Raw genomic sequence first — 21,689 nt, 5'->3', positions numbered from 1 at the left:
AACTGCAATTTAGGAGAGTGTTATGCCAATTCGGTGACTTTTTCTATCTTTTAACACCAATTCCAGTTTTTAGTTGAGTTTGAGATTGGTGTCGAGAGTAGGTCGCTGGTTTGTGCAAAGGTCTCTAGTTTATTTAAATTCAACAATAAAGGGGAAAATTCTAATGGTGTAGAATCATCAAAAGTTCCATCGAATAAATTACCTATATATTTGATATTTCTATCATAGTTTAAAGTAAGCCAATGGCGCATATAAGTATAATTTTTAGCTGCATCAATCAACAGGAAGAAATTATATTTAGATTCTTCACCACTAATTTTCTTTGATAACTGTAATATGTCCATCCTATATTTCCCTAAACACAAACGGTAAACCTTTTCGAGCGGCATCAATTAAACAGGGAATACATATTTTCGTAGAAATATTAGGAAGCTGGAAATTATGACGTGTACCTTTGACAAATTGTGCTTGAGCAGACCTAACCTCAACGAGCCCAGGACTATTAATATCAATAGAACCGTCAGTCTTTATTTTTATGTCCCCCCCCACCACAAGTCAGCATAATTTCTTTTTTGGCTGCAATCGTAATGGAATTCTCAGTACTCATGATCTTAAAATCCTTGAGAGATGCTAGATCAATTTGATCATTTTGTGCATGAACTTTAATTTCACCTTGAGCCGCTACAATATTTATACCTTTTTCTTGAGTATAAAAGCTTAATCCCTTCGCAGCATGAGCAGTAAACTCACCATTTGAATTTATATCTAACTGTTGACCCGATATAATTTTTATATTTTCTTTAGCAACATGAGTTTGGTTTTTTGACTTACAGAAACAAAATCCTGAGGAGTACTAAGCAGAATATTAGGATGCTCAAACTTTTCTAGACTATTTTCTACTTGAGCAATCAAATCATTACTAATTTGATAGTTTTCATCTTGGAAAGCCTTACTTACTCGAGCATTTTTTTCTAAACTTTTGAGTTTTTCTATAGATTCATTTAATTGCGTTAACAACTCTTTTATATTTAATTGTATATCTTTGGCGTTTTCTAGACTCGCAGAACTAATCAATAATCCCTTACCAGCTCGAATAGCACCCTATTGATCAGTTCTCAGCTCAAAGCCTTCGCCTCTTCCCTCACTTTCTGCGGTTTCTTTGGGATGACTGAGGTTACCGAGGTTGAGCTGAGTGGCACCATGGGTGCTTTGTAATTGTGTTGAGATTTGTCCCGTCGTGTCATCAAAGCGCAGTTGTCCAAAGCCTTCACCTTGTACTTCCTTACTTTTAATCCCAGCCAATTTTTTGGTGTCAGGTAGTTTGCCTTTACTATCAAATTGGGTTGGACTGCGCTGTGCTTCATGTATGCGCCCCACCACAAATGGTCGGTCGATATTGCCGTCAAAGAAATCAATGACCACGATTTCATTAATGCGCGGTAAGAATCGTGCACCATAGCCTTCACCGGCCCATGGGGTAAGCACATCTACCCATGCAGAATCCGTATCATTGTCATTACTGCCTGCACCGCCATCATGGCTGTGGTCATCACCACGGGTAAATAAGAAGCGGACTTTGATACGCCCCCATTCATCGACATGTATTTCTTCACCGCTTGGCCCAACGACTTTAGCGCGTTGCGGATGGGTACTTGGACGGTGTTCGAGTGGGTTATATTCAGGAACGGTCGCAATATTGCGGCGTTGCAATGTGAGCTGATTGGCCTGACGCTCGGCCTGTTCATGGATGGGTTTAATATTCCACTGGCTTTGTTCAATCAGTTGATTGACTTGTTCAGAGAGGTCTTTAGGTAAGTTATTTTGGTTATAGAATTTTTTTCCTGTGATTAAAAATTGTTTGTCTGCACCACTGTGTTGATCGATTTCTGGGTGTTCATTCAATTCAAACCAATAACCCACTTGGGTATCACGCACGGTCGATTGTGCACTGAATTTTTTCGATTGTAGCTCGTGATAGCGCGTTAGGTTTTGATTCAATTTTTCAATTTGGCTATTGGATGAAGCGGTAGCTTGGTCTTCGCCTTTTAAGTCTTGCATCCATGCAGGGCTGACATGCCATGCTTGTTCAAGACTTAAGCTGGCATTGTCTTGGCTTTGGCTATGCTGATGTTTACTTTGAACTGAACCTGCGCCTTCTTCTTGGCTCAGTCCATCGGCTTGCCAGCGCTGCACATGGACCGCAGTCGGTTGAATGCTACGTTCACCGATCAAGCTGGTGATGCTGTCTTGTTTTTCTGTGGCACTAGAGCGATGAAAGCGGATACTACGACGGCTGAGTGCTTGATATTGGCTATTGTCATCAATCAGGCGGAGTTTTTGTTTTTCAATTTGCGCTGAGGAATGCGGCACTTTCAACTGTGCTTCATCGATGAGCCAATTAATGCCTTCACTGCGCCAAAGTCGCGTTAAAAAGTCATAATCGCTTTCATTCGACTGCATGATGAAAGGTCGAACGTCATAGTTTTGGCCTAAACCGCTTAAATCAAGCATTAGACTGGCAGCAAAGAGCGGACTTTTGCTTTGCCATTCTTTAAAAAGAGTCTCACTAACATCACGCACCGATTTGTTCATAAACACACGGCTGTTGCGGCGCTTATGCCACAGCGATGTTGCATCTTCTAAAGTGAGTTTATATAGCGTGAGTGAACCGTCACTCTGCCCTTGGGGTGGCTTCGGTAATAATACCCGTGGTACGGAAGAGTTCGCCCTAATCGGTCACTTGATCAACGGCAACTTGTGCGCCAATAAATTGTTTTAGCGGAATAAGTGCATTAGTAGATAGGCAAATCAAAGTCGCTTGCAGGCCTTGGTTTAAGACATGCTCCCCATCAATACGTTGAATAAAAAGCTCGTCATTCAACGCAGGGTTGGAAAATTGCACATGAATGGCCCGTTTTTGGGTGGATAGACCCAATTGTTCTAATACAGCAAATATTTTGCCTAACATAATAAAAATTCTAAATTGTAATCATGGAAATAATTTTGCTGCTAGTTTAGTCAAATTCATCAATAAACTTAATGCTTAAAACCATAGAAGATGTTTCGTTATGTAAAATCCACGATTCAAAAATTCACTTAAAAATAAAAAGCTGAGAACCCACTCACTAAATACTTCTTGCATATAAAATATTCACAAAATGGTCTTAGACCATGCACTTGCATCCAACACGTAGCGTCACTCACATAAATGTAAAAATAGTTTTATCATCTAATTTACATCGAGCTTAATGATCAAATTTTTAATATTATCTTTAAAAATAGTGGATTAATTTAAACTTAAGCTAGATTAAAAAACACACAAACCTTTCTTTCCTCTCTTGTAATTCACCTAAGATCCCCTATAATTCAAAAAAAAACAGACAAGTCTGTCTATTTTGCTGCAAAAACCGAATGAATTTAACATTCAGAGGGTAACAATATAAATGAGAGAAAACGTATAAAACGTTCGAAATTCAAATCATTGACTTAAGCTAACAAAGTGAATGATTTGAACGCACAATTGTCAGCAAAGCGCGATTACCCCAAATAATCGCGCTTTTTATTTTCTTAGAATCTTAAAGCATGTGAAAAAAATTGATGGTTAATCAATACAAATAAGTCATCGCTAGATTTAAAACCCCGATGCCTACAAGCAAATTTTAAGCAGCCAATTCCAAACGAATTAAGGTTTCAACTCGCTTCCAATAATCTGCTAAATGCACTTGGTTGGGGTCAATTTGGGCTTGGATAGTCATGCCATCCAAAATACTACTCAGAAATGCAGCGAGTTGTTCAGTTTGCTGAATGCCCAGATGTTGCAAGGCAGTACTTAGTTTTGATTTAAGCCACTCTTTATAATCGATCGCAGGTTGTAATGACGAAGGATAAACTTTAGATATTTCTTCTACTGCTTTTTGAAACATACAACCATTAAAATCTGCGGTACGAAACCATGCATCGTACCAAGCAAAAATGGTTTTAATATGCGAAAGATGGTCTTCTTGATCACATTCTGCAATAGCAGCTTCAAGTGATTCCTGTAAATTAAGATTTCGAATCACGAGACATTCTTCAATTAATTTGGCTTTAGAGGGGAAATATTTATAAAACGTCATTTTAGCAACGCCTGATTCCCCAATAATTCGATCTATACCAATCGAGTTATAGCTATAAGAATTGAAGAGTTGGAGCGCAACGTTAATGATGTCTTGCTTTTTCGACATTTAATTTACCTGATGCACCAATGGGGCCTAGACATAAAGCTTTTAAGGTAGAAAACCTAATTTTTAAACATGATTTTCGCGCGCTATTGTAAAGCATAACTTAATTGGAGTCTGTAGATAAAACTTCAGCATCCCATTAAATATTGTCTGATTTCAGAAGATTTACCGAATTAGCAGTCAGGAAAAATTAGTATAAAACTGACTGCTATTTTAATATCAACTAGCGACTTAACGACTCTTCATCTGCGTTAAAAACCTTGCTGAAATGAATGCCATTAACGGTGGATTTAAGAGCAAGGGGTACTCAGAATATTTTTTTGCTTACGCTCTTGCCGTGCTTTTCGAATCACCTGATAACCGCCCATTAAACCTAAAATTGCCATGATTGCGGCCACAATCAAATCTGGCCATAGACTGCCTGTACCAAATACCCCAACAGCCGCCAAGATCACTGCGACATTACCAATGGCATCATTACGGCTACATAGCCAAACCGATTGCATATTGGAGTCACCTTCACGGAAAGCATATAAGACGTATACACAGATGACATTAGCGACTAAAGCCAAGATACCAATCAACCCCATAGTGATCGGTTCAGGTGCGATCCCATTGGCATAAGCATAAAGCACTTTGGCAATCACCACGATCCCAAATGCTGCCATAACAAAACCTTTAACCAAGGCAACTGTTGCACGCCAATATAAACTGGCGCCAAGCACGGCTAATGAAACTCCATAATTTACGGCATCACCAAAGAAATCTAGCGAGTCCGCCCAAAGCGCAGAAGAATGTGCATAAGCCCCGCCAATCAGTTCCACCAAAAACATCATGGCGTTAATGATTAAGGCTATCCAAAGCGCGATACGAAATTTACTGTTGGTTTTGCTTGGTGCTGGCTCATGACTACATGTACATGCCATAAATGTGCTCCAATTTAAAAATCAATGGATTTGTATTATTCTTATTCAAAACTATGGACTCACTCCAAGGTCAAGCATGAACGTACAAAAACATTATTTGATTAAAGAATTGTCCACCAAATCTGGGGTAAGCGTTGACAGTATTCGCTTTTATGAAAAGAAAAAACTGCTGAAACCTAGCTTCCGCGCAGACAATAATTACCGTTATTATGATGAAGAAATGTACAAACGTTTGGTTTTTATTAAACGCTGTCGAAACCTCGATATTTCTCTCACTGAGATTCAAACCCTGCTTGAACTTGAGCAATCCCCTACGCAAAGCTGTCATGCCGTGAATGAATTAATTGATAATCATATTCGTCAAGTTTCTGAAAAAATTAAAGAATTAGAAAATTTTAAAATACAGTTAAGTACGCTCCGTGCCAGTTGTAATGAAACCAGTCAAATTAATGATTGCCAAATTTTAAAACATTTGGAAAACGGAATATCTTGAAAACCCAACTAAAATACTTGGTTGAATCCTTTTTTTAGATCACTACAATAAAGCCATAAATTTTTTATGCCTTTATTGACATGACGATTCAACACGTAACCGAACTCCTCTCACCTGCTGGCTCATTGAAAAACATGCGCTACGCTTTTGCTTATGGCGCAGATGCCGTGTATGCAGGTCAGCCGCGATATAGCTTACGTGTGCGCAATAATGCTTTCGACCATGACAATTTAAAAATTGGCATTGAAGAAGCTCATGCCTTAGGTAAAAAGTTTTATGTGGTGGTAAACATCCAACCTCATAACTCAAAACTGAAAAATTTCATCCGTGACCTTGAACCTGTGGTTGCCATGAATCCTGATGCACTGATCATGTCTGACCCTGGTCTAATCATGATGGTGCGTGAACATTTTCCAGAAGTGTCCATTCATTTGTCTGTACAAGCCAATGCGGTGAACTGGGCAACAGTTAAATTTTGGAAAAATATGGGACTGACACGTGTCATTTTGTCACGTGAATTATCAATCGAAGAAATTGAAGAAATTAAACACAATGTACCTGATATGGAAATTGAAGTTTTCGTACATGGTGCATTATGTATGGCTTACTCCGGTCGTTGCTTACTTTCTGGCTATATGAATAAACGTGATGCAAACCAAGGTGCATGTACCAATGCATGCCGTTGGGATTATAAAATTCACGATGCAGTTGAAGATGAAACTGGTGATGTTATTCCAGTCACACAAATTGAAAAATCATCATGCTGCAATAATAAAAATGCCGATGAGCAACACGCCCTAGAACAACACCAATTCGGCGAGCCGGTTTTATTACAACGCAATGAAGAAGACATGTTTGCTGCCGAAGAAGATGAGCATGGCACTTATTTCATGAACTCGAAAGACTTGCGTGCTGTACAGCATGTTGACCGTTTAACCAAAATGGGCATTCATTCTTTAAAAATTGAAGGCCGTACCAAGTCTTACTTTTACTGTGCGCGTACCGCTCAAATTTATCGTAAAGCTATCGATGATGCCCTTGCTGGCAAACCGTTTGACCCTGCTCTCATGTCTCAGCTTGAAGGCCTTGCGAATCGTGGTTATACCGAAGGTTTTTTACGCCGCCATGTACATAGTGAATATCAAAACTATGAAACCGGCTCTTCACGTTTTGATCATCAACAGTTTGTAGGTGAAGTCTTAGAACGCAATGGCGACTCTCTTAAAATCGAAGTGAAAAACCGTTTTGTTGTGGGTGATTCTTTAGAACTGATGACCACTTCAGGCAACATCACCTTCGTTTTAACGGAAATGAAAGATAAAAAAGGTAATCTAATTAACGACGCCAAAGGTTCAGGTCATATCGTGGATATTCCTGTGCCTGCCGATGTCGATATGCGCTACGCCTTACTGATTCGTAATTTACCCAATTCGACCGTAGATATTTCGGCTTCGTCTTTAGCGTATCAGGCTTGAGTTCGCTTTATGGCTTTGTTGATTACAGATAAATGCATCAATTGTGACATGTGTCTACCTGAATGTCCCAATGATGCCATTTATGAAGGCTCAAAGATTTATGAAATTGATGTCGCACGTTGTACTGAATGTGTCGGTTTCTATGAGCACCAAACTTGCGTTTCAGTTTGTCCGATTGAGTGCATTATTCCGCATCCGGAGCATATCGAAAGCCAAACTGATTTATTGGAGAAGTTTAAGGGTTTGAATTTATTTAAATCTTAAATGCATGGTGTGATTGGCGTAAGACTTGCTTAATCCACTTTATATAGAGAAACAACCTTGGGGAAAGTATAAAAATAAGGTTGTAAAACAAAAATAGCTGGGCAACGAATAGGGTTCAAAATGTGTGGGGACATTTTTGAATCCTAATTTTGCAGAAAAAAAAAAGGAACTCCGGTGTTAGCGTCCAAAGTTCCTATAAAACGAGAATATTAAGAAAAATAATATTCTAATGACAACATTCAGCGCGGCCAGTGTGTTTCTCGAAACACACTGGCCTTTCTTTTATTGACCCGAACGGATGATGTAATCAAAAGCAGATAATGATGCTTTCGCGCCTTCACCTGTCGCAATGATGATTTGTTTGTAAGGTACTGTTGTACAGTCACCGGCAGCAAATACACCTTTCACATTGGTTTCGTTGCGCTCGTTAATTACGATCTCACCACGGTTTGAAAGTTCAACCGCTGTTTCTTTTAAGAAATCAGTGTTTGGTAACAAACCGATTTGTACAAAGATACCAGCCAATTCAATCGTTTTGATTTCATCAGTTGCACGGTCTTTGTAGTTCAATGCAGTCACTTGTGAACCATCACCGACCACTTCTGTAGACAATGCATTCATGATCACAGTGGTGTTCGGTAAGCTATTTAACTTGTCTTGAAGGACTTGGTCAGCACGAAGCTTAGTATCAAACTCAACTAGCGTTACATGTTCCACAATACCTGCAAGGTCAATCGCCGCTTCGACACCAGAGTTACCACCACCGATCACCGCAACACGTTTACCTTTAAACAATGGACCGTCACAGTGTGGGCAGTATGCAACACCACGTGTACGGTATTCTTGTTCACCCGGAACGTTCATTTCTCTCCAACGTGCACCAGTTGAAAGAATCACTGTTTTAGATTCAAGTTTTGCACCATTCTCTAAAGTCACTTCAACCAAGCCATTGGCTGTTTCATCTGCACCTTTGATGTCAGATACACGTTGCAAGTTCATGATGTCCACACCGTATTCACGTACATGTGCTTCCATTTCAGCAGCAAACTTAGGACCTTGTGTCTTTTGAATCGACGTGAAGTTTTCAATGTCCATGGTATCCATGACCTGACCGCCCATGCGTTCAGCCACGATACCGGTTTTGATACCTTTACGTGCAGCATAGATTGCAGAAGTATTACCTGCAGGGCCACCACCAATCACAAGGACATCAAATGCTTCTTTGGCATTTAGCTTTTCAGCATCTTTTGCAGCAGAGTTGGTGTCTAATTTGGCAATGATTTCTTCCAAGGTCATACGACCTTGACCGATGTGGTTGCCGTCTTGGAATACCATTGGTACAGCCATGATTTTGCGTTCTTCCACTTCGTCTTGGAAGAATGCACCATCAATCATGGTTGCAGTTGTACCTGGGTTGTAAATTGCGATCAAGTTAAGTGCTTGAACCACGTCAGGACAGTTATGGCAGCTTAAAGATACAAACACATCAAAGTCAGTTTTAAGACCTAGACCTTTGATGGTGTTCAGTACTTCGTCAGAAACTTTCGGTGCATAACCTGAAGTTTGTAACAATGCCAAAATCAAAGAAGTGAATTCGTGGCCCATCGGTAGACCTGCGAAGAATACGCGTGGAGTTTCACCTGCTTTTGCAATACCAAAGCTTGGAGCACGGCTGTTGTTACCGTCAAAACGTGCAGTCACTAAATCAGATAAAGCAGCAACTTCAGTTACCAATTCTTTAATTTTGTCTGATTTGTCAGTGCCGTTTAAAGTCGCGACGATTTCAATCGGGCCTTCAAGGCGTTCAAGTAAGGTTTTTAATTGAGCAGAAGTATTTTGATCTAACATTGCTAACGTCTCCAGAGGAGTAAATTTATTTGATGAGAGAATGATAGAACAAACCATTAAATAGGTGAAACGGTTTGTTTTTATAAAATTAATCGGTTTTTCAAATTAAATGATTAAATTTCTTTCTAAATCATGAATATATGTTCGCATATTAACATTAAAATGATTTATTCGTACACATATATAGTGACAAATTCCTCATTTTTTTCTTTTTTATTGAAATTACACCAAGCCTATGCAAGACATACGCATGCAAGACATACGCACGACCTGATCAATTACAAAACCTTTATAAAGCTTTAAGTTTCATTTCAGCAAGTCGGCTTTAAATCAAATGAAATATCAGATGATTTGACTGCTTTTGATTTCTATCAATAAAGCCGCAATCAATCCCTTGCATCAATCAGCCATCGATCTACAAGTATAAAATCAACAGTGAGCAGAATAATGAAAATTGAATTTGTCTTTGATATTGTTTATCCCATGAGTTATGTCGCATTTCAAAAGTTAAAACAAAACTGGAATGAACATACAGCAACCCGTGTAGAGCTATTGCCGATTCAACGCGTTCCTGAAATTCCTGAACAAGGCTTAGATGTGCTGCAGTATTTAACCAATAAGTATGGCGCAAGTGCAGCAAATCGAAAACTCGAAATGACAAAGTTTGCTGCTTATAGCGAAGATGTGATTGTCAATATTGAGCACATGAAACGTATGCCAAACAGTCAACTAGCTCATCAAGCTATTTTGGCCTTGGACAATATTTTGGATCAATATGCCCTGACTCAAGCCTTATTCCATGCATTATTTGCACACGGTCAAAATATTGCTGATATTCACGTTTTAAAAAGCATTATTGAAGGCATTGGTTTAGATGGCTCAAAAGTACTGCGCTCAATTCAACATAAAGATATTGCAGACCGTCAGCATGAAATTACACAGTATGTAAAATCAAAGGGACAACACCCCATTCCTTTTTACCTTGTGGATGGCGAAGTAAATGATCAGACTTTTTCTACACAGGAACTTCGACAACTTTTTCATCGCGCAAGTTAATCTACCTAATATCAAAAATCCCCATACTATGTGATGGGGATTTTTATTCTGAGCAATGCCATGATCTAAAAAGTGAATAGGCCTGTTAATGAAGTCCCTGCTCAATTCGAATAATCCGTGATTTGAACTGCTGAGAAAGCAGATACAAAATTAAGCTCAAAATCAGCGTGAGTACTATCACGACGATCAACACCCAACGTACAATAACTTCTACTACATTGGCTTGCTGAACTTGTTTTTCCACGCTTTGCGCCATCGGTGTCATGGTTTTATCAAATAGCTGATTTTGCATCGCCCAGAGCTGTTCAGGCTGAAAACCGTATTCACGGAATTTTGCTGGATTTTGTTGCTCGGTATTGATTAAGGATTGCACCAAAGGAATTGCTGTCGCACGATCTACAGGCTTATGCATCAAAGCAGCTTGTGCAAGTAAATAGTCTTGCACAGGTTTTGCCAATTGTGCATCTTCCATCTCGAAAGCCAGCTGGCTTTCCTGAATATTTTTTTCATAATGTACCAATTTTTGATCTGCTGCACGATCATCATGATTAAGGTCATATTGCACATAGGTTAAGCCTGACCAAAGCACGATAAACGATAAAATCCAGCCAACAAATTTCAATACAAAAGATTGGAATCGAATTCTAAAAAATTGAAATTTTTTTAGAAAACCAACCAAGAAAAATGCGCCAATAAATGAAACGATGAGTTTTAGAAATAACCAGCCAATAAAGGATAAAAAGTTTAAAAAATAGTCGGAAGACTCACCGAGTTGATATGTCAAATCACCTGCACTAACGGGAATATGCAGTTGCTGTACGCTAGAACTTAGGCCAAAAAAGCTATAAACCATATCATGCTGAATAAACAACATCACAGCTGAAACGATCAGCACAGAAACACTGGTTAAAGTCAATAACGTCAAATTACGTTGACGCTTCTTAATGGTTTGAAGCCCTGTTTCCAGTTGCTGCGGATTTAGCGCATATTCATCAATGGGAGGCAATGACATACTCCTTCAGATTATATTTTCACCTCCCTCACAGTTTATGAAGAAGGGTTTGAACCACTCGATTGAATTACTAAATGATTCAAATTGTTTTGTAAGGCACGAATACGTGTCGTCGCTTCTTCACGCTTTTGTACACCTTCTTTCTGAATTTGAATCACATCATTAACGGTTTTAATGAGGGTATTTTGCACATGTTCAAGTGTTTCGATATCAATCACTGAACGCTGATTGGCTTTCGCTGTATCGACAGAGTTTTGATGCAACAAATCTGCATTGCGTTTTAATAGGTCATTGGTCGCATCATCAATGCTATTTGCCAATTGCACGCTGTTCTTTTGTTCTTGCAATGAAATCGCCAAGCTAATTTGGTTTTTCCAAGCCGGTAAGGTGATATTTTTAATAGCATAAAATTTATCAACCAACATCAAATTGTTGGATTGAATAATACGAATCATCGGCAAGGTCTGCATCGCAGACTGTTGCAAGATCTGTAAATCACTCACACGTTTTTCAAGATTATTTGCCAAATGATTGAGGTCATAGATTTTTTGCGTAGTGGTTTGATCTTGAACTTGAGTGGTTAAGCTTGCAATTTCCTGTTGAATTTCTTGCTCTTTCAACTTACCTGCGGCGATATACACCCCTAATTGTTTATATTCGTCTTGTACGCCTTCAAACATTTTATCTAAGGTATTTACACGCGTTTTTAAGCCATTTTGCGAAGTTTCAATTTCTTTAACCAACGCATCAATTTGCTCTTTGGTGGTATTAAAGTGCTGATCAAAACTTTGCTTGGCACCTTTAAATTTACTCAGTAAACCACCAAAAAATCCTGAGCTTTTAGATTTATTTAAAATGCTCGTAGTGTTTAGCTGCTGTGCGACTTGTACAACCTGATTGAGCTTTTGACCTGTCGCATCTAGATCTTTATTTTGCACCAAATTTAATAATTCATCGGTATAGGTCGACGTCTTGGTGGCAATGTTTTTACCATATTCAGCAACACTATTATGACTTAAATCTGCCAATTCCTTACGTGCAGCTTCGACTTCGTGAAAATCGGAAGTTTGTAAGCCAATTTCCTGCAAATTGAGTTGCTGAAACTTTTCTTCAGTCAACTCTTTGCTTACTTCAACGGGTAAATTTTTGGCATCTAAATCGGTCATAACTCACCTTATATTTCTAAGACTTAGAGGAATTCTCTAATGATTTTTTTAAAGTTTTAATCAAATTTTCACGGCTATTATCAAGCTTTTCCAATGAACTTGTCGAGTTACTTTGACGACTTTGTTTCACATGATATTGCCATGCTGGAATCAACACCTGCTGAGCTTCCTTATATCGATCTAATAATTCAAAAGAAAGCTGCTGAGAAAGCTGCATTTGCGTAATTGCAATATCATTACTGGCTTGTAAGGTTTGCAACGTATTCACCTTTTTCGATAAACGTTCTGCAAAGTTGTCAAGCGGATGCTGATTTTTCACAAACTGTGGGTATTCCACCAAGAACTCTTCAGCCGCGACGATATAGCGCGCCATTTGCTCACGTAAGCCTTGTAGTTGATTAAAACGTGCTTGGGACTTTTGAATTTCTAACTGTAGTTTTTGGCTCAGATGATTTGCCCGATCAAGTAATTGATCTAGATTTTTATAATATTCAACTTGTCCTGAACCATATTCCAAATCGATGCCTAACCATTTTTGCAAGGAATTAAATTTGCGTCTTTTTAAATATTTTTTTGAATTGGCTAGAGCTTGAATCAACTGTTCAATAGTTTGACTAAGTTGTTTCGTCAACTGAGGGTCAACACCGTCTAGCAGCACCGACTGTGCTTGAATTAATTGATCTGCATAATGATTTAGACGATATTGATCGGTCAGTAATGGCACAAGGTCATTCCGCTTAATCGAAAGCACTTCCGCCCGATCTACCGTAATATCCTTTAACGGCACCAATACATCAATTTGTGACATAGCCAATTAAACTCAATAAAATCATTTTTATACTACAAGTTTTGCCATAAAAGTCTTGTAGTATTTTGCAAAAAATACATCTATTTCATCAGTCAAATTTCGCCATCAAATTCAACCGTTGCCTATAGAACCGCCTAAGCAGCTATACAGCATCATTTCAATGGATATGATGACCTACATATATGAATTCAAGCTTAAGATACCCAAAGATTCAATCTAGATTTAAATTAAACAACTGACTCTACATGAATTATTATCAAAATTATCGTAAAATTTAATCCATATACTTTAGAACCAAATATTAGATCAATAAATTTAGAGGCTTAAATGGAACGTTTTTTCCATAACACAATGTATGCAGCACGTTGGATTCTGGCTCCCGTGTACTTTGGTTTATCCTTTGCACTGCTACTGCTCGCGATTAAATTTTTCCAAGAAGTCATTCATGTCCTTCCGCATATTCTAGAATATTCAGAAGCTGACCTGATTTTAGTCATCCTCTCTTTGGTCGATATGACTATGGTGGGCGGACTGATTGTAATGGTGATGTTTTCAGGCTATGAAAACTTTGTTTCGCAATTAAAAATTAATGAATCGACCAATCGCTTGAACTGGCTCGGCACCATGGATGCCAATTCATTAAAACTCAAAGTTGCAGCATCAATCGTGGCAATTTCTTCGATTCATTTATTGCGTATTTTTATGGATGCGAAAAACATCCCCAATGACAAAATCATGTGGTACATCATCATGCATTTAACCTTTGTTTTTTCTGCTTTTATGATGGGTTATTTGGATAAAATCAGTAAGCACTAATCTAAGTAAGGTCAATGAAACCTTTTGCGATTATGGCTTCTCGTCAAATTTTAAATCCAGTTATTCATCAAGTTCACTCATTCGCCTTAAACGATCAAGATCCAAGATCACGATTTGTCCATAATTCCACGCGATCACCTGTATTTGAACAAATTGCTGCAGATGTTTATTCAACGTTTGGCGTGAAATATTAAAAGACTCTGCAAATTCCTGCTGACTGAGTTTCAGGGGAATTTCCTGCCGACATCCATATTGCTCATAGAGTCGAATCAAATGTCTAGCAATACGCTGCTCTAGCGTTGCTGTTCTCAAATAACGATTATGCTCAAACATCAAATACATGCGTCGACTGAGAGATTGCACGACATTCCAAAGCGCCTGCGGATCACGCTGTAAAACCGCTAAAAACCTTGTTCCAGAAATGAACGCCACCTCGACATGTGTCGCAGCAAAATAATCATAATTCAACGGCTTTTGTTGTAAGACTGCGACAAAATTAAATACCGACTGACGACGAATATAGTCATTTACAATCAATTCACCATTATTTTGCAACCAACCAATTTGTAGCGTACCTGAAAGTAAAATATAAATATCTTGCACGATTTGTTGTTGTTTTAAGATGTGTTGCTGTGCATGAAACCGTGAATATTTCACCTGTTGCACAAGCTGTTCTAAAGTCTGATCGCTAAAGCCCTGAAAGATGTCTTCATTACGCAAAATTTGCAACAAATGCTGTTGGGCGGTGTTCTTTTGATCGCTCACGTCTATAAAAAAATGCCTAAGATCTCATTGATCTTAGGCAAGTGCTGAAAAATGTAAAACCATTGTTTTTCGCATTATTTATCTGTTTTTATGCTGTTTTAAATGACGCTCTCATACTTAAGATGCTTTCTCATAAATACGGCCAGCTTCAGAGCGCAAGTTTGAAATGTCGGTGTTTTGAATATTTTTCAGTACAGTACTCGGCTGACCATTTACATCGACAGGCACATCGCCCTCGATAGTGACACGTGAGGCGATACGCAGTGCGTCCCCATAGTCATTGATGGCACGGTGTTGCGTCGCACGATTATCCCAAATCGCAACATCACCAACCGCCCAGCGCCAACGCACAATATTTTCCCATTGCACGATTTGCTCTTGAAAGAGTTCAAATAGGCGTCGTGACTGTGCCGGACTATATCCAATGAAGCGTTTAAAGAAGTGACCCAACACCAAACTTCTTTCACCTGTTTCAGGATGTACACGCACCAAAGGATGCTCGGTTTCTACTTCTACCGCTGTACGGAATAAGTGGCGACCTTCTTCATTGTACTGACCTTTCGGCGCCGCATAGTCATAACTGTTGCTATGCACCGCGCGTAATTGTTCCGCCAACTTTTGCAGCTCAGGACTTAAATCTTCATAAGCGGTCACGGTATTGGCCCAAACCGTATCGCCACCATGTTCAGGTGCAACTACATTTCTTAAAATTGTGGCTTTAGGATAATTGGGCAAAAACGTAATATCGGTATGCCACGAATCTGCGCGCCCACCACGTGAGTCAATTGACAAAGTATGTGCTGTACCATCTTTGAGTGGCACACTTGGGTGATTCAACGGATTTCCTAAAAGTCGTGCAAAGGCTTCTTGTTCTAGATCTGTGAGATCTTGCTGTCCACGCACAAATACAACTTTATATTTTAATAGTGCATGATTAAATTCATCGACCACGCTTTTGTCTAAATTTCCAGACAACTGAATGCCAGAAATTTCGGCACCAATACGACCGGTTACAGGTTTTACTTCAATATGCTGATATTGATAGTCTGGATTGTAATGATTCGATTCTAATTGTGTCATAGGGCTCTACCTTATTCTTCAAATTATTAAGCAACGATGGTGTTGTTGAAATACAGTGTGCCGACTTCGTGCCCATGACTCTGTCAATTCTTTGACAGTTTTCCCAAGTTAAACTGCTATGGTTGTGATGAAATCTGCTTAACAACATTTGCACATTTCATATCTAAAAATGCAATAAAGAAAAAATAAAAAAGCCATCGGTATCGATGGCTTTGTGTGCGGATTTTATCTGTATATCACAGCGGAATTATAGATAATTCCCTTCACGCTCAGGTTGATAGAGCACTTTAATGATTTTGACTTTCATGGTATGACCATCAGGCTGCGGCCATTCTATTTCCTGCCCTTCAGCCAAACCTAAAATGGCAGCGCCCACTGGAGCCAAAACATTGACTTGACCTTTATCGCCACGAAAATCATGTGGATAGACCAGTGTAATTTCGGTTGCTTCTGTGGCAGGTGCAATGTTAATGAGAACTTTGGCATTCATACTCACCACATTGGCAGGGACATCTTGTGGAGCAACCACTTCAGCGCGCGCCATCTCATCTTCCAAATGCTCCATCGTCGGCGTCAACTTAGACTGATGCTCCAACATGGTTTCTAAGCGATGTAAATCTTGTTCTGAAAGAATAATATTGGGTTTTTTCATATAAAGTTCCTTTGCGACCTTGCCAACAGATCTATAGCGATGGGCAAATTTTTTGTTATCTCTTATTCCGTTATATCAGAAATATAAATGTTTAGATAACTTTTGAATTTTTCTGATGACATAAAAAAAAAGCCCCCTTGAGGGGGCTTTCTCAAGTCAGACTTATTTTGCGTAAACTGGGAATTTAGCGCAAACAGCAGCAACTTTTTCTTTCACTGTAGCAATCACAGCTTCGTCACCTTTGCTGTCTAGAACGTCAGCGATCCAGCCTGCAAGGTCACGTACTTCAGCTTCACCAAAACCACGTGTTGTTACAGCAGGAGTACCGATACGGATACCAGAAGTCACGAATGGAGAACGTGGATCGTTTGGTACTGAGTTTTTGTTCACAGTAATGTGAGCAGCACCTAACCAAGCATCGGCATCTTTACCAGTAATGTCTTGTTTAATTAAAGATAATAAGAACAAATGGTTCTTAGTACCGCCAGAAACAACATCATAACCACGTTCGATTAAAACTTCAGCCATTGCTTGCGCATTCTTAACAACTTGTTGTTGGTAAGCTTTATATTCAGGCGCCATTGCTTCTTTGAAGCAGATCGCTTTAGCCGCTACAGCGTGAACTAAAGGACCACCTTGGTTGCCAGGGAATACAGCTGATTGTAATTTTTTCTCGATTTCTTCATTTGCTTTCGCAAGAATTAAACCAGAACGTGGACCACGAAGTGTTTTATGTGTAGTCGTTGTAGTTACGTCAGCAATTTGTACTGGGCTTGGGTAAACACCAGCAGCAACAAGACCAGCTACGTGAGCCATATCTACGAATAAGTAAGCACCAACTTTGTCCGCGATATCTCGGAAACGTTGCCAATCAACAACTTGGCTATACGCAGAGAAACCAGCCACGATCATTTTTGGCTTGTGTTCTTCAGCTAAACGTTCAACTTCTTCATAGTCGATTTCGCCAGTTTCTGGGTTCAAACCGTATTGAATTGCGTTGTAAGTTTTACCAGAGAAGCTAACTTTAGCACCGTGAGTCAAGTGACCACCGTGAGCCAAGCTCATACCTAAAACAGTATCGCCTGGGTTAAGTAGCGCAAGGTAAACTGCAGAGTTTGCTTGTGAACCAGCGTGTGGTTGAACGTTTGCATAATCTGCACCAAACAATTCTTTAGCACGGTCAATGGCCAATTGTTCGATCACGTCTACATACTCGCAACCGCCATAGTAGCGTTTACCAGGGTAGCCTTCTGCATATTTGTTAGTAAGTTTTGAACCTTGAGCTTCCATTACTGCAGGTGAACAGTAGTTTTCTGAAGCGATTAACTCAATGTGCGCTTCTTGGCGAGCATCTTCATTCGAGATCGCTTGAGCTAATTCAGGGTCAAATTGAGCAATAGAGGTGTTGGCAAACATTAGCGAGGTCCTATTAAATTAGGGCTTTTAAGCCGTGCTAAGATTGGCGCGTATTGTAGCATGAAGTTTTAGAAATGAGAGAGGGAAGTTTGTGCTGTTTTTAAATAAATAATGCCCGTGTTGAATTTGCACGAGCATTATTTAAGTCAAATCAACTTATTGATTTGGCATGAGAGTCTCTACATCTTGCACAAAATTTGCCAGATTATTCGTATAAATACTAATATGATTTGCTGTCTCTTGCTCACGATAGTCAATTGATGTTCCCGGCTTAGCAAGGCTAATCATAAATTTAGTTGCATCTGCTGGAATAGTTTGATCGGCTTTACCTTGATAAATGATGATCGGTGTTTTCACGACTTTAGTTAGAGGCTGCGAACCATCATTCATAAAAGTTTGAATTTGTTTTAAAGTTAAGAAATCAGACTGCGTGCGGCCATAGTTATCCAAAGTCGTGTTCTGACTCGCATAACTGAGCATGTCATCTTGAATTAACTTGGTTAACTCGCCTGAACACACTGTTTCAGCCTGAGGTGCAATCGCAGCCAGATGTCCACTAAATACTTTTGAATAATCCACACTGTTTTTATGCCCTTGCATACCCGCAATGATCTGCGCAGTAAAACTGTCTAAAGGTGCATAAATCATACTTTGCACGGTTGCAGGTTTACCTACAGCTAACTTCTCGCCTGCGTCAAGAATGAGCGCAAGATTATTTGCAGGTGCTATGGCAATCGTTCCCTTATAATTTAAGTCAGCACGCGATGCGAATTCAGCTGCACCTAATACGGCTTGACCACCTTGAGAGTGTCCGATCGAAAGCCAATCCTTCGACACCGTTTTACCTTGACTGGTTAAGTAACTTCGAGCAGCGACAACGGCATCGGTAATCGAAAAGGCTTCACTTTTTAGATTCAGATAAGGATGGTTTTCACGTCCACTAGGTTCCCCTAATCCTTCATAATCGGGTGCCACAACGACATAACCCTTTGCCAATAACATTTGCAATAAATATTCAGTACCTTGCAAACCTTGTCGGCTCGGAGCGCATTTATCAGCCACACCTGTCGTTCCATGTGCCCAAGCCACAATTTTCCAACCACCTGCCGGAGCAACTGTTTTTGGGGTAAAGACTAAGGCTGTGGCTTGAACAACTTTGCCATCTACTCCTAGCATTTTATAGGTCATCAATCGGCTGTCTGCACTCACAGCAGGCATATTGTCTTGACTATAGGCTGTTGTAGTTACCACCGGATTTTTGATCTGATTGAGATCAGCATTTGTTTCAGGATTACTAAATTGTTGGTCATTACTATCATTACCGCAGGCTGCTAAAAATAGCATACAGCTGACTAAAACCGTTAAACGCAGCATTTTCATTCCATGATCCTTTTGTTTGTTGTTTTTAAGTCAATTTTTCATTGAATATGAATCATTAAATACATGGAACAAACTTTTGTTCAAGCCTAATTTTTAAGCAACTACTCTTATTTTAATTTATCAAATTAATATAGAACTAAAACTTTGTTTTAGCTCGATATGGATTAACAGCATTCAAATAAATCAGCCACCCCGATCTCAGAAAAATGGCTGAACTTATATTTCTGATCATTGGATACAGATTGGGCTATTTTTCGGAGGTTAAAGCAAAATGTAAAATCAACAAAAATGCTGTACCCCCTGCCAACTACACAAACATATGCACAAAAGTAAAGCCGAAAAACCACCATGCCATTGATCGTGAACATACTCTAGTGCTTAATCCACTTAGCGACATTTTTGGATATCACGATGGACAAAAGCCTTTAAAATAAGTCGATTTAGAAGATGATTTAGCTTTATCCCGCTGTAAAGGTTTTATTTCGGCAGATGCGATAAAAGCAGATTATTTAAACACTGCGCAGCCATCTTCATAATATTCCTACAAATAATCACAGCATGGGTTTGTCAGTGTGGATGTGATCATGTACATTCATAAACATTATTCAACATGCTGGAACTGGACATGCAAGCCATCATTCTCGACACAGAAACCCATACACTAAATGGACAACCCATCGAGATTGCCTATGCTCCAATTCAGGTGGCAGATGCCAAAATCACCTTAGATAAATCTAAAATTTTTGATCAACTATATCGTTGTGATGAAGCTATTTCTTTTGCAGCAATGGCTGTACATCATATTTTAGAATCAGATCTTGAAGGTCAGCCCCACTACAGCAGTTTTGAACTCCCATCAGAGACGACATATATCATTGGGCATAATATCGACTACGATATTCGAGCGCTCGAAAAATGCGGTGTAGATGGTTCAAAAATTAAAGCCATTTGTACCCTTGCGCTAGCTCGTCGTGTTTGGCCTGATGCAGAAGCGCATAATATTTCTGCCTTGATATATATGATCACCAAAGGCAGTGAAAAAGCCCGTGAAATGATCCGTAAAGCTCACCGCGCAGATATGGATATCATTTTAACTGCCAATATTTTGATGCATATTGTCCATCACTTAAAAATCAACAGCATCGAAGAATTATACGAAGCTTCGGAAGATGCTCGCATTCCACGCAGTATTAATTTTGGTAAACACCGTGGTACCGCAATTGCAGAATTACCTGCGGACTATGTGCAATGGCTATTACGTCAAGATGACTTAGACCCTTATTTGCGTAAAGCTTTAGAAAACTCTGCTGTCATTACTCTATAAATCATTGATTGTTTAATATTTTCTTAATATTACTGTCATTATCACTGCATAGGATTGCCTTAATTCTTTTGAGCTATGGAATTAAGGCATGTTCAACTATCAAAAAACTGAGCTGGGTTTTCAAACTTTAAAAGACCGACAGCTCGCATTAAATGCAAGACAACGTCGTCTGCTACTCTTAATTGGTAGTGATGACTTTAACCAAATGCCAGTGCATTATCAGCAGCGGATTGCTGAAGAGACATTGCTCGAGCAACTAATGGAACTTGGGCTGATTCAGCCAATTACAGCACATGATCATCTACGCCTTCAAAGCTCAGATTTTTCTGGTTTTAATACTCCTAAAAAAGCGCCTAGCAATACGTCCGATCTCAATAACCTTAGCCCTGCATCTGATCTCACAGCGCAAGAACATGTGACTTTTAATGAACTTTCAATTCCTACGATGGAAGTTCCTCAGATTCATTCACAGTACGCACTGACGACCTCCCTACCTATGGATGCAATGGGCTTTATATCCCATCAATTTAATCAAGCCACACCTGAAAACACAACATCAAACAACCCTGTTTTAGCAGAACAAATCATTGATTTCATCGAGCACGATTTTGATGAGTTACAGAATTTTATGTGCAGTTACTTACAGCGTTATTGTGGACTGATGGCAAAAAAATTAATGCTTAATATTCAACAGGCCACGGACATTGCAGAATTAAAAGCCTGTCAGATGCAATGGATCACCTGTCTAAATGAATCCAATATTCAACCTAAACTCTTACAACATGCATTACAGCAAATTAATTACAGTCTAAAAAATCTGCAACAACTGATTTAACTTAGAGACTTTTCCTCACTTCTCATTCAAAAAACAACTTAATGAGGTGAGTTATTCTTCACACATATCAATATAAAGAATTGAATTTTATTAACTTTACAGATTCACTTATTTCTTTTATGGTTTTAACTGCTGTTTTATACGACCTTCCCC

At 39.2% G+C, this 21,689-nt stretch carries 21 protein-coding genes and 1 pseudogene; 7 read left to right on the top strand and 15 right to left on the bottom strand.

Going from position 1 to position 21,689, the window contains the following annotated elements; genetic code table 11:
* Positions 1 to 50: 50 nt before the first annotated feature.
* The 6 genes and pseudogenes from FTU34_RS14335 to FTU34_RS14310 form a co-directional block, all read right to left on the bottom strand.
* Entirely contained in the window at positions 51 to 344 is a 294-nt protein-coding gene (locus FTU34_RS14335) for a hypothetical protein (RefSeq protein WP_180035988.1), read from the bottom strand.
* 176 nt (positions 345 to 520) lie between these two features.
* On the bottom strand, positions 521 to 784 hold the full coding sequence (locus FTU34_RS18140) for a DUF2345 domain-containing protein (RefSeq protein WP_373686508.1): 264 nt from the start codon (positions 782 to 784) through the stop codon (positions 521 to 523).
* A gap of 5 nt (positions 785 to 789) precedes the next feature.
* Positions 790 to 2,625 (bottom strand): annotated as a pseudogene (locus FTU34_RS14320) (type VI secretion system Vgr family protein).
* A gap of 103 nt (positions 2,626 to 2,728) precedes the next feature.
* Complete coding sequence (locus FTU34_RS18135; RefSeq protein ID WP_373686507.1) at positions 2,729 to 2,968, bottom strand: hypothetical protein; 240 nt, start codon at positions 2,966 to 2,968, stop codon at positions 2,729 to 2,731.
* 691 nt (positions 2,969 to 3,659) lie between these two features.
* Positions 3,660 to 4,223 (bottom strand): TetR/AcrR family transcriptional regulator, encoded by a 564-nt coding sequence (locus tag FTU34_RS14315; RefSeq protein ID WP_180035990.1) that lies wholly within the window; start codon positions 4,221 to 4,223, stop codon positions 3,660 to 3,662.
* Between the two features lie 287 nt (positions 4,224 to 4,510).
* Positions 4,511 to 5,146 (bottom strand): cation transporter, encoded by a 636-nt coding sequence (locus FTU34_RS14310; RefSeq protein ID WP_180035991.1) that lies wholly within the window; start codon positions 5,144 to 5,146, stop codon positions 4,511 to 4,513.
* A 76-nt stretch (positions 5,147 to 5,222) separates the two neighbouring features.
* Here FTU34_RS14310 and FTU34_RS14305 point away from each other — a divergent pair, with 76 nt between their 5' ends.
* The 3 genes from FTU34_RS14305 to FTU34_RS14295 all read left to right on the top strand — a co-directional run bounded on the left by FTU34_RS14305 (position 5,223) and on the right by FTU34_RS14295 (position 7,378).
* Positions 5,223 to 5,639, top strand: a complete 417-nt coding sequence (locus FTU34_RS14305; RefSeq protein WP_078194531.1) for a Cd(II)/Pb(II)-responsive transcriptional regulator — start codon at positions 5,223 to 5,225, stop codon at positions 5,637 to 5,639.
* An 80-nt stretch (positions 5,640 to 5,719) separates the two neighbouring features.
* A complete protein-coding gene (gene yegQ, locus FTU34_RS14300; RefSeq protein WP_111885358.1) occupies positions 5,720 to 7,114 on the top strand; it encodes a tRNA 5-hydroxyuridine modification protein YegQ in 1,395 nt (464 codons plus the stop codon).
* 9 nt (positions 7,115 to 7,123) lie between these two features.
* On the top strand, positions 7,124 to 7,378 hold the full coding sequence (locus FTU34_RS14295; protein ID WP_078194533.1) for a YfhL family 4Fe-4S dicluster ferredoxin: 255 nt from the start codon (positions 7,124 to 7,126) through the stop codon (positions 7,376 to 7,378).
* Between the two features lie 282 nt (positions 7,379 to 7,660).
* Here the strand turns inward: FTU34_RS14295 and ahpF are convergent, their stop codons facing one another.
* Entirely contained in the window at positions 7,661 to 9,226 is a 1,566-nt protein-coding gene (ahpF, locus tag FTU34_RS14290; RefSeq protein ID WP_180035992.1) for an alkyl hydroperoxide reductase subunit F, read from the bottom strand.
* A gap of 447 nt (positions 9,227 to 9,673) precedes the next feature.
* Here ahpF and FTU34_RS14285 point away from each other — a divergent pair, with 447 nt between their 5' ends.
* Complete coding sequence (locus tag FTU34_RS14285) at positions 9,674 to 10,282, top strand: DsbA family protein (RefSeq protein ID WP_180035993.1); 609 nt, start codon at positions 9,674 to 9,676, stop codon at positions 10,280 to 10,282.
* Between the two features lie 85 nt (positions 10,283 to 10,367).
* Here FTU34_RS14285 and FTU34_RS14280 read toward each other — a convergent pair whose 3' ends face one another.
* From FTU34_RS14280 to FTU34_RS14270, 3 genes are read right to left on the bottom strand one after another with little or no spacing between them, the layout of a single operon-like run.
* A complete protein-coding gene (locus FTU34_RS14280; protein WP_180036017.1) occupies positions 10,368 to 11,288 on the bottom strand; it encodes a hypothetical protein in 921 nt (306 codons plus the stop codon).
* Positions 11,289 to 11,329: 41 nt separating this feature from the next.
* Positions 11,330 to 12,460: a toxic anion resistance protein gene (locus FTU34_RS14275; RefSeq protein ID WP_180035994.1), complete on the bottom strand. Its 1,131-nt coding sequence runs from the start codon at positions 12,458 to 12,460 to the stop codon at positions 11,330 to 11,332.
* Between the two features lie 16 nt (positions 12,461 to 12,476).
* Positions 12,477 to 13,268, bottom strand: a complete 792-nt coding sequence (locus FTU34_RS14270; RefSeq protein WP_180035995.1) for a tellurium resistance protein — start codon at positions 13,266 to 13,268, stop codon at positions 12,477 to 12,479.
* 327 nt (positions 13,269 to 13,595) lie between these two features.
* On the opposite strand from FTU34_RS14270, the gene FTU34_RS14265 reads away from it, so the two are divergent.
* Entirely contained in the window at positions 13,596 to 14,084 is a 489-nt protein-coding gene (locus tag FTU34_RS14265) for a TIGR00645 family protein (protein ID WP_078189122.1), read from the top strand.
* Positions 14,085 to 14,144: 60 nt separating this feature from the next.
* Here the strand turns inward: FTU34_RS14265 and FTU34_RS14260 are convergent, their stop codons facing one another.
* The 5 genes from FTU34_RS14260 to FTU34_RS14240 all read right to left on the bottom strand — a co-directional run bounded on the left by FTU34_RS14260 (position 14,145) and on the right by FTU34_RS14240 (position 19,377).
* Positions 14,145 to 14,849 (bottom strand): Crp/Fnr family transcriptional regulator, encoded by a 705-nt coding sequence (locus FTU34_RS14260; RefSeq protein ID WP_180035996.1) that lies wholly within the window; start codon positions 14,847 to 14,849, stop codon positions 14,145 to 14,147.
* 117 nt (positions 14,850 to 14,966) lie between these two features.
* Positions 14,967 to 15,929, bottom strand: coding sequence for a TauD/TfdA family dioxygenase (locus FTU34_RS14255; RefSeq protein ID WP_180035997.1), 963 nt, complete (start codon positions 15,927 to 15,929; stop codon positions 14,967 to 14,969).
* 247 nt (positions 15,930 to 16,176) lie between these two features.
* Positions 16,177 to 16,581 carry a nucleoside diphosphate kinase regulator gene (gene rnk / locus FTU34_RS14250; RefSeq protein WP_078192900.1) on the bottom strand — a complete coding sequence of 135 codons (405 nt, stop codon included), beginning with the start codon at positions 16,579 to 16,581 and terminating at the stop codon, positions 16,177 to 16,179.
* A gap of 162 nt (positions 16,582 to 16,743) precedes the next feature.
* Positions 16,744 to 17,997, bottom strand: a complete 1,254-nt coding sequence (gene glyA / locus FTU34_RS14245; RefSeq protein WP_180035998.1) for a serine hydroxymethyltransferase — start codon at positions 17,995 to 17,997, stop codon at positions 16,744 to 16,746.
* 156 nt (positions 17,998 to 18,153) lie between these two features.
* A complete protein-coding gene (locus FTU34_RS14240) occupies positions 18,154 to 19,377 on the bottom strand; it encodes an alpha/beta fold hydrolase (RefSeq protein ID WP_180035999.1) in 1,224 nt (407 codons plus the stop codon).
* 625 nt (positions 19,378 to 20,002) lie between these two features.
* Between FTU34_RS14240 and FTU34_RS14235 the strand changes: the two genes are divergently transcribed.
* Both FTU34_RS14235 and FTU34_RS14230 read left to right on the top strand, forming a co-directional pair.
* Positions 20,003 to 20,701: a 3'-5' exonuclease gene (locus tag FTU34_RS14235; protein WP_168379387.1), complete on the top strand. Its 699-nt coding sequence runs from the start codon at positions 20,003 to 20,005 to the stop codon at positions 20,699 to 20,701.
* Between the two features lie 88 nt (positions 20,702 to 20,789).
* On the top strand, positions 20,790 to 21,536 hold the full coding sequence (locus tag FTU34_RS14230; protein ID WP_180036000.1) for a hypothetical protein: 747 nt from the start codon (positions 20,790 to 20,792) through the stop codon (positions 21,534 to 21,536).
* Positions 21,537 to 21,689: the final 153 nt, after the last annotated feature.

The sequence above is a fragment of the Acinetobacter sp. YH12094 genome, from assembly GCF_013419295.1.
Lineage (GTDB): Bacteria > Pseudomonadota > Gammaproteobacteria > Pseudomonadales > Moraxellaceae > Acinetobacter > Acinetobacter amyesii.
Note: the sequence above shows the minus strand (reverse complement) of the source record. Positions and strands in the feature narration are given on the sequence as shown.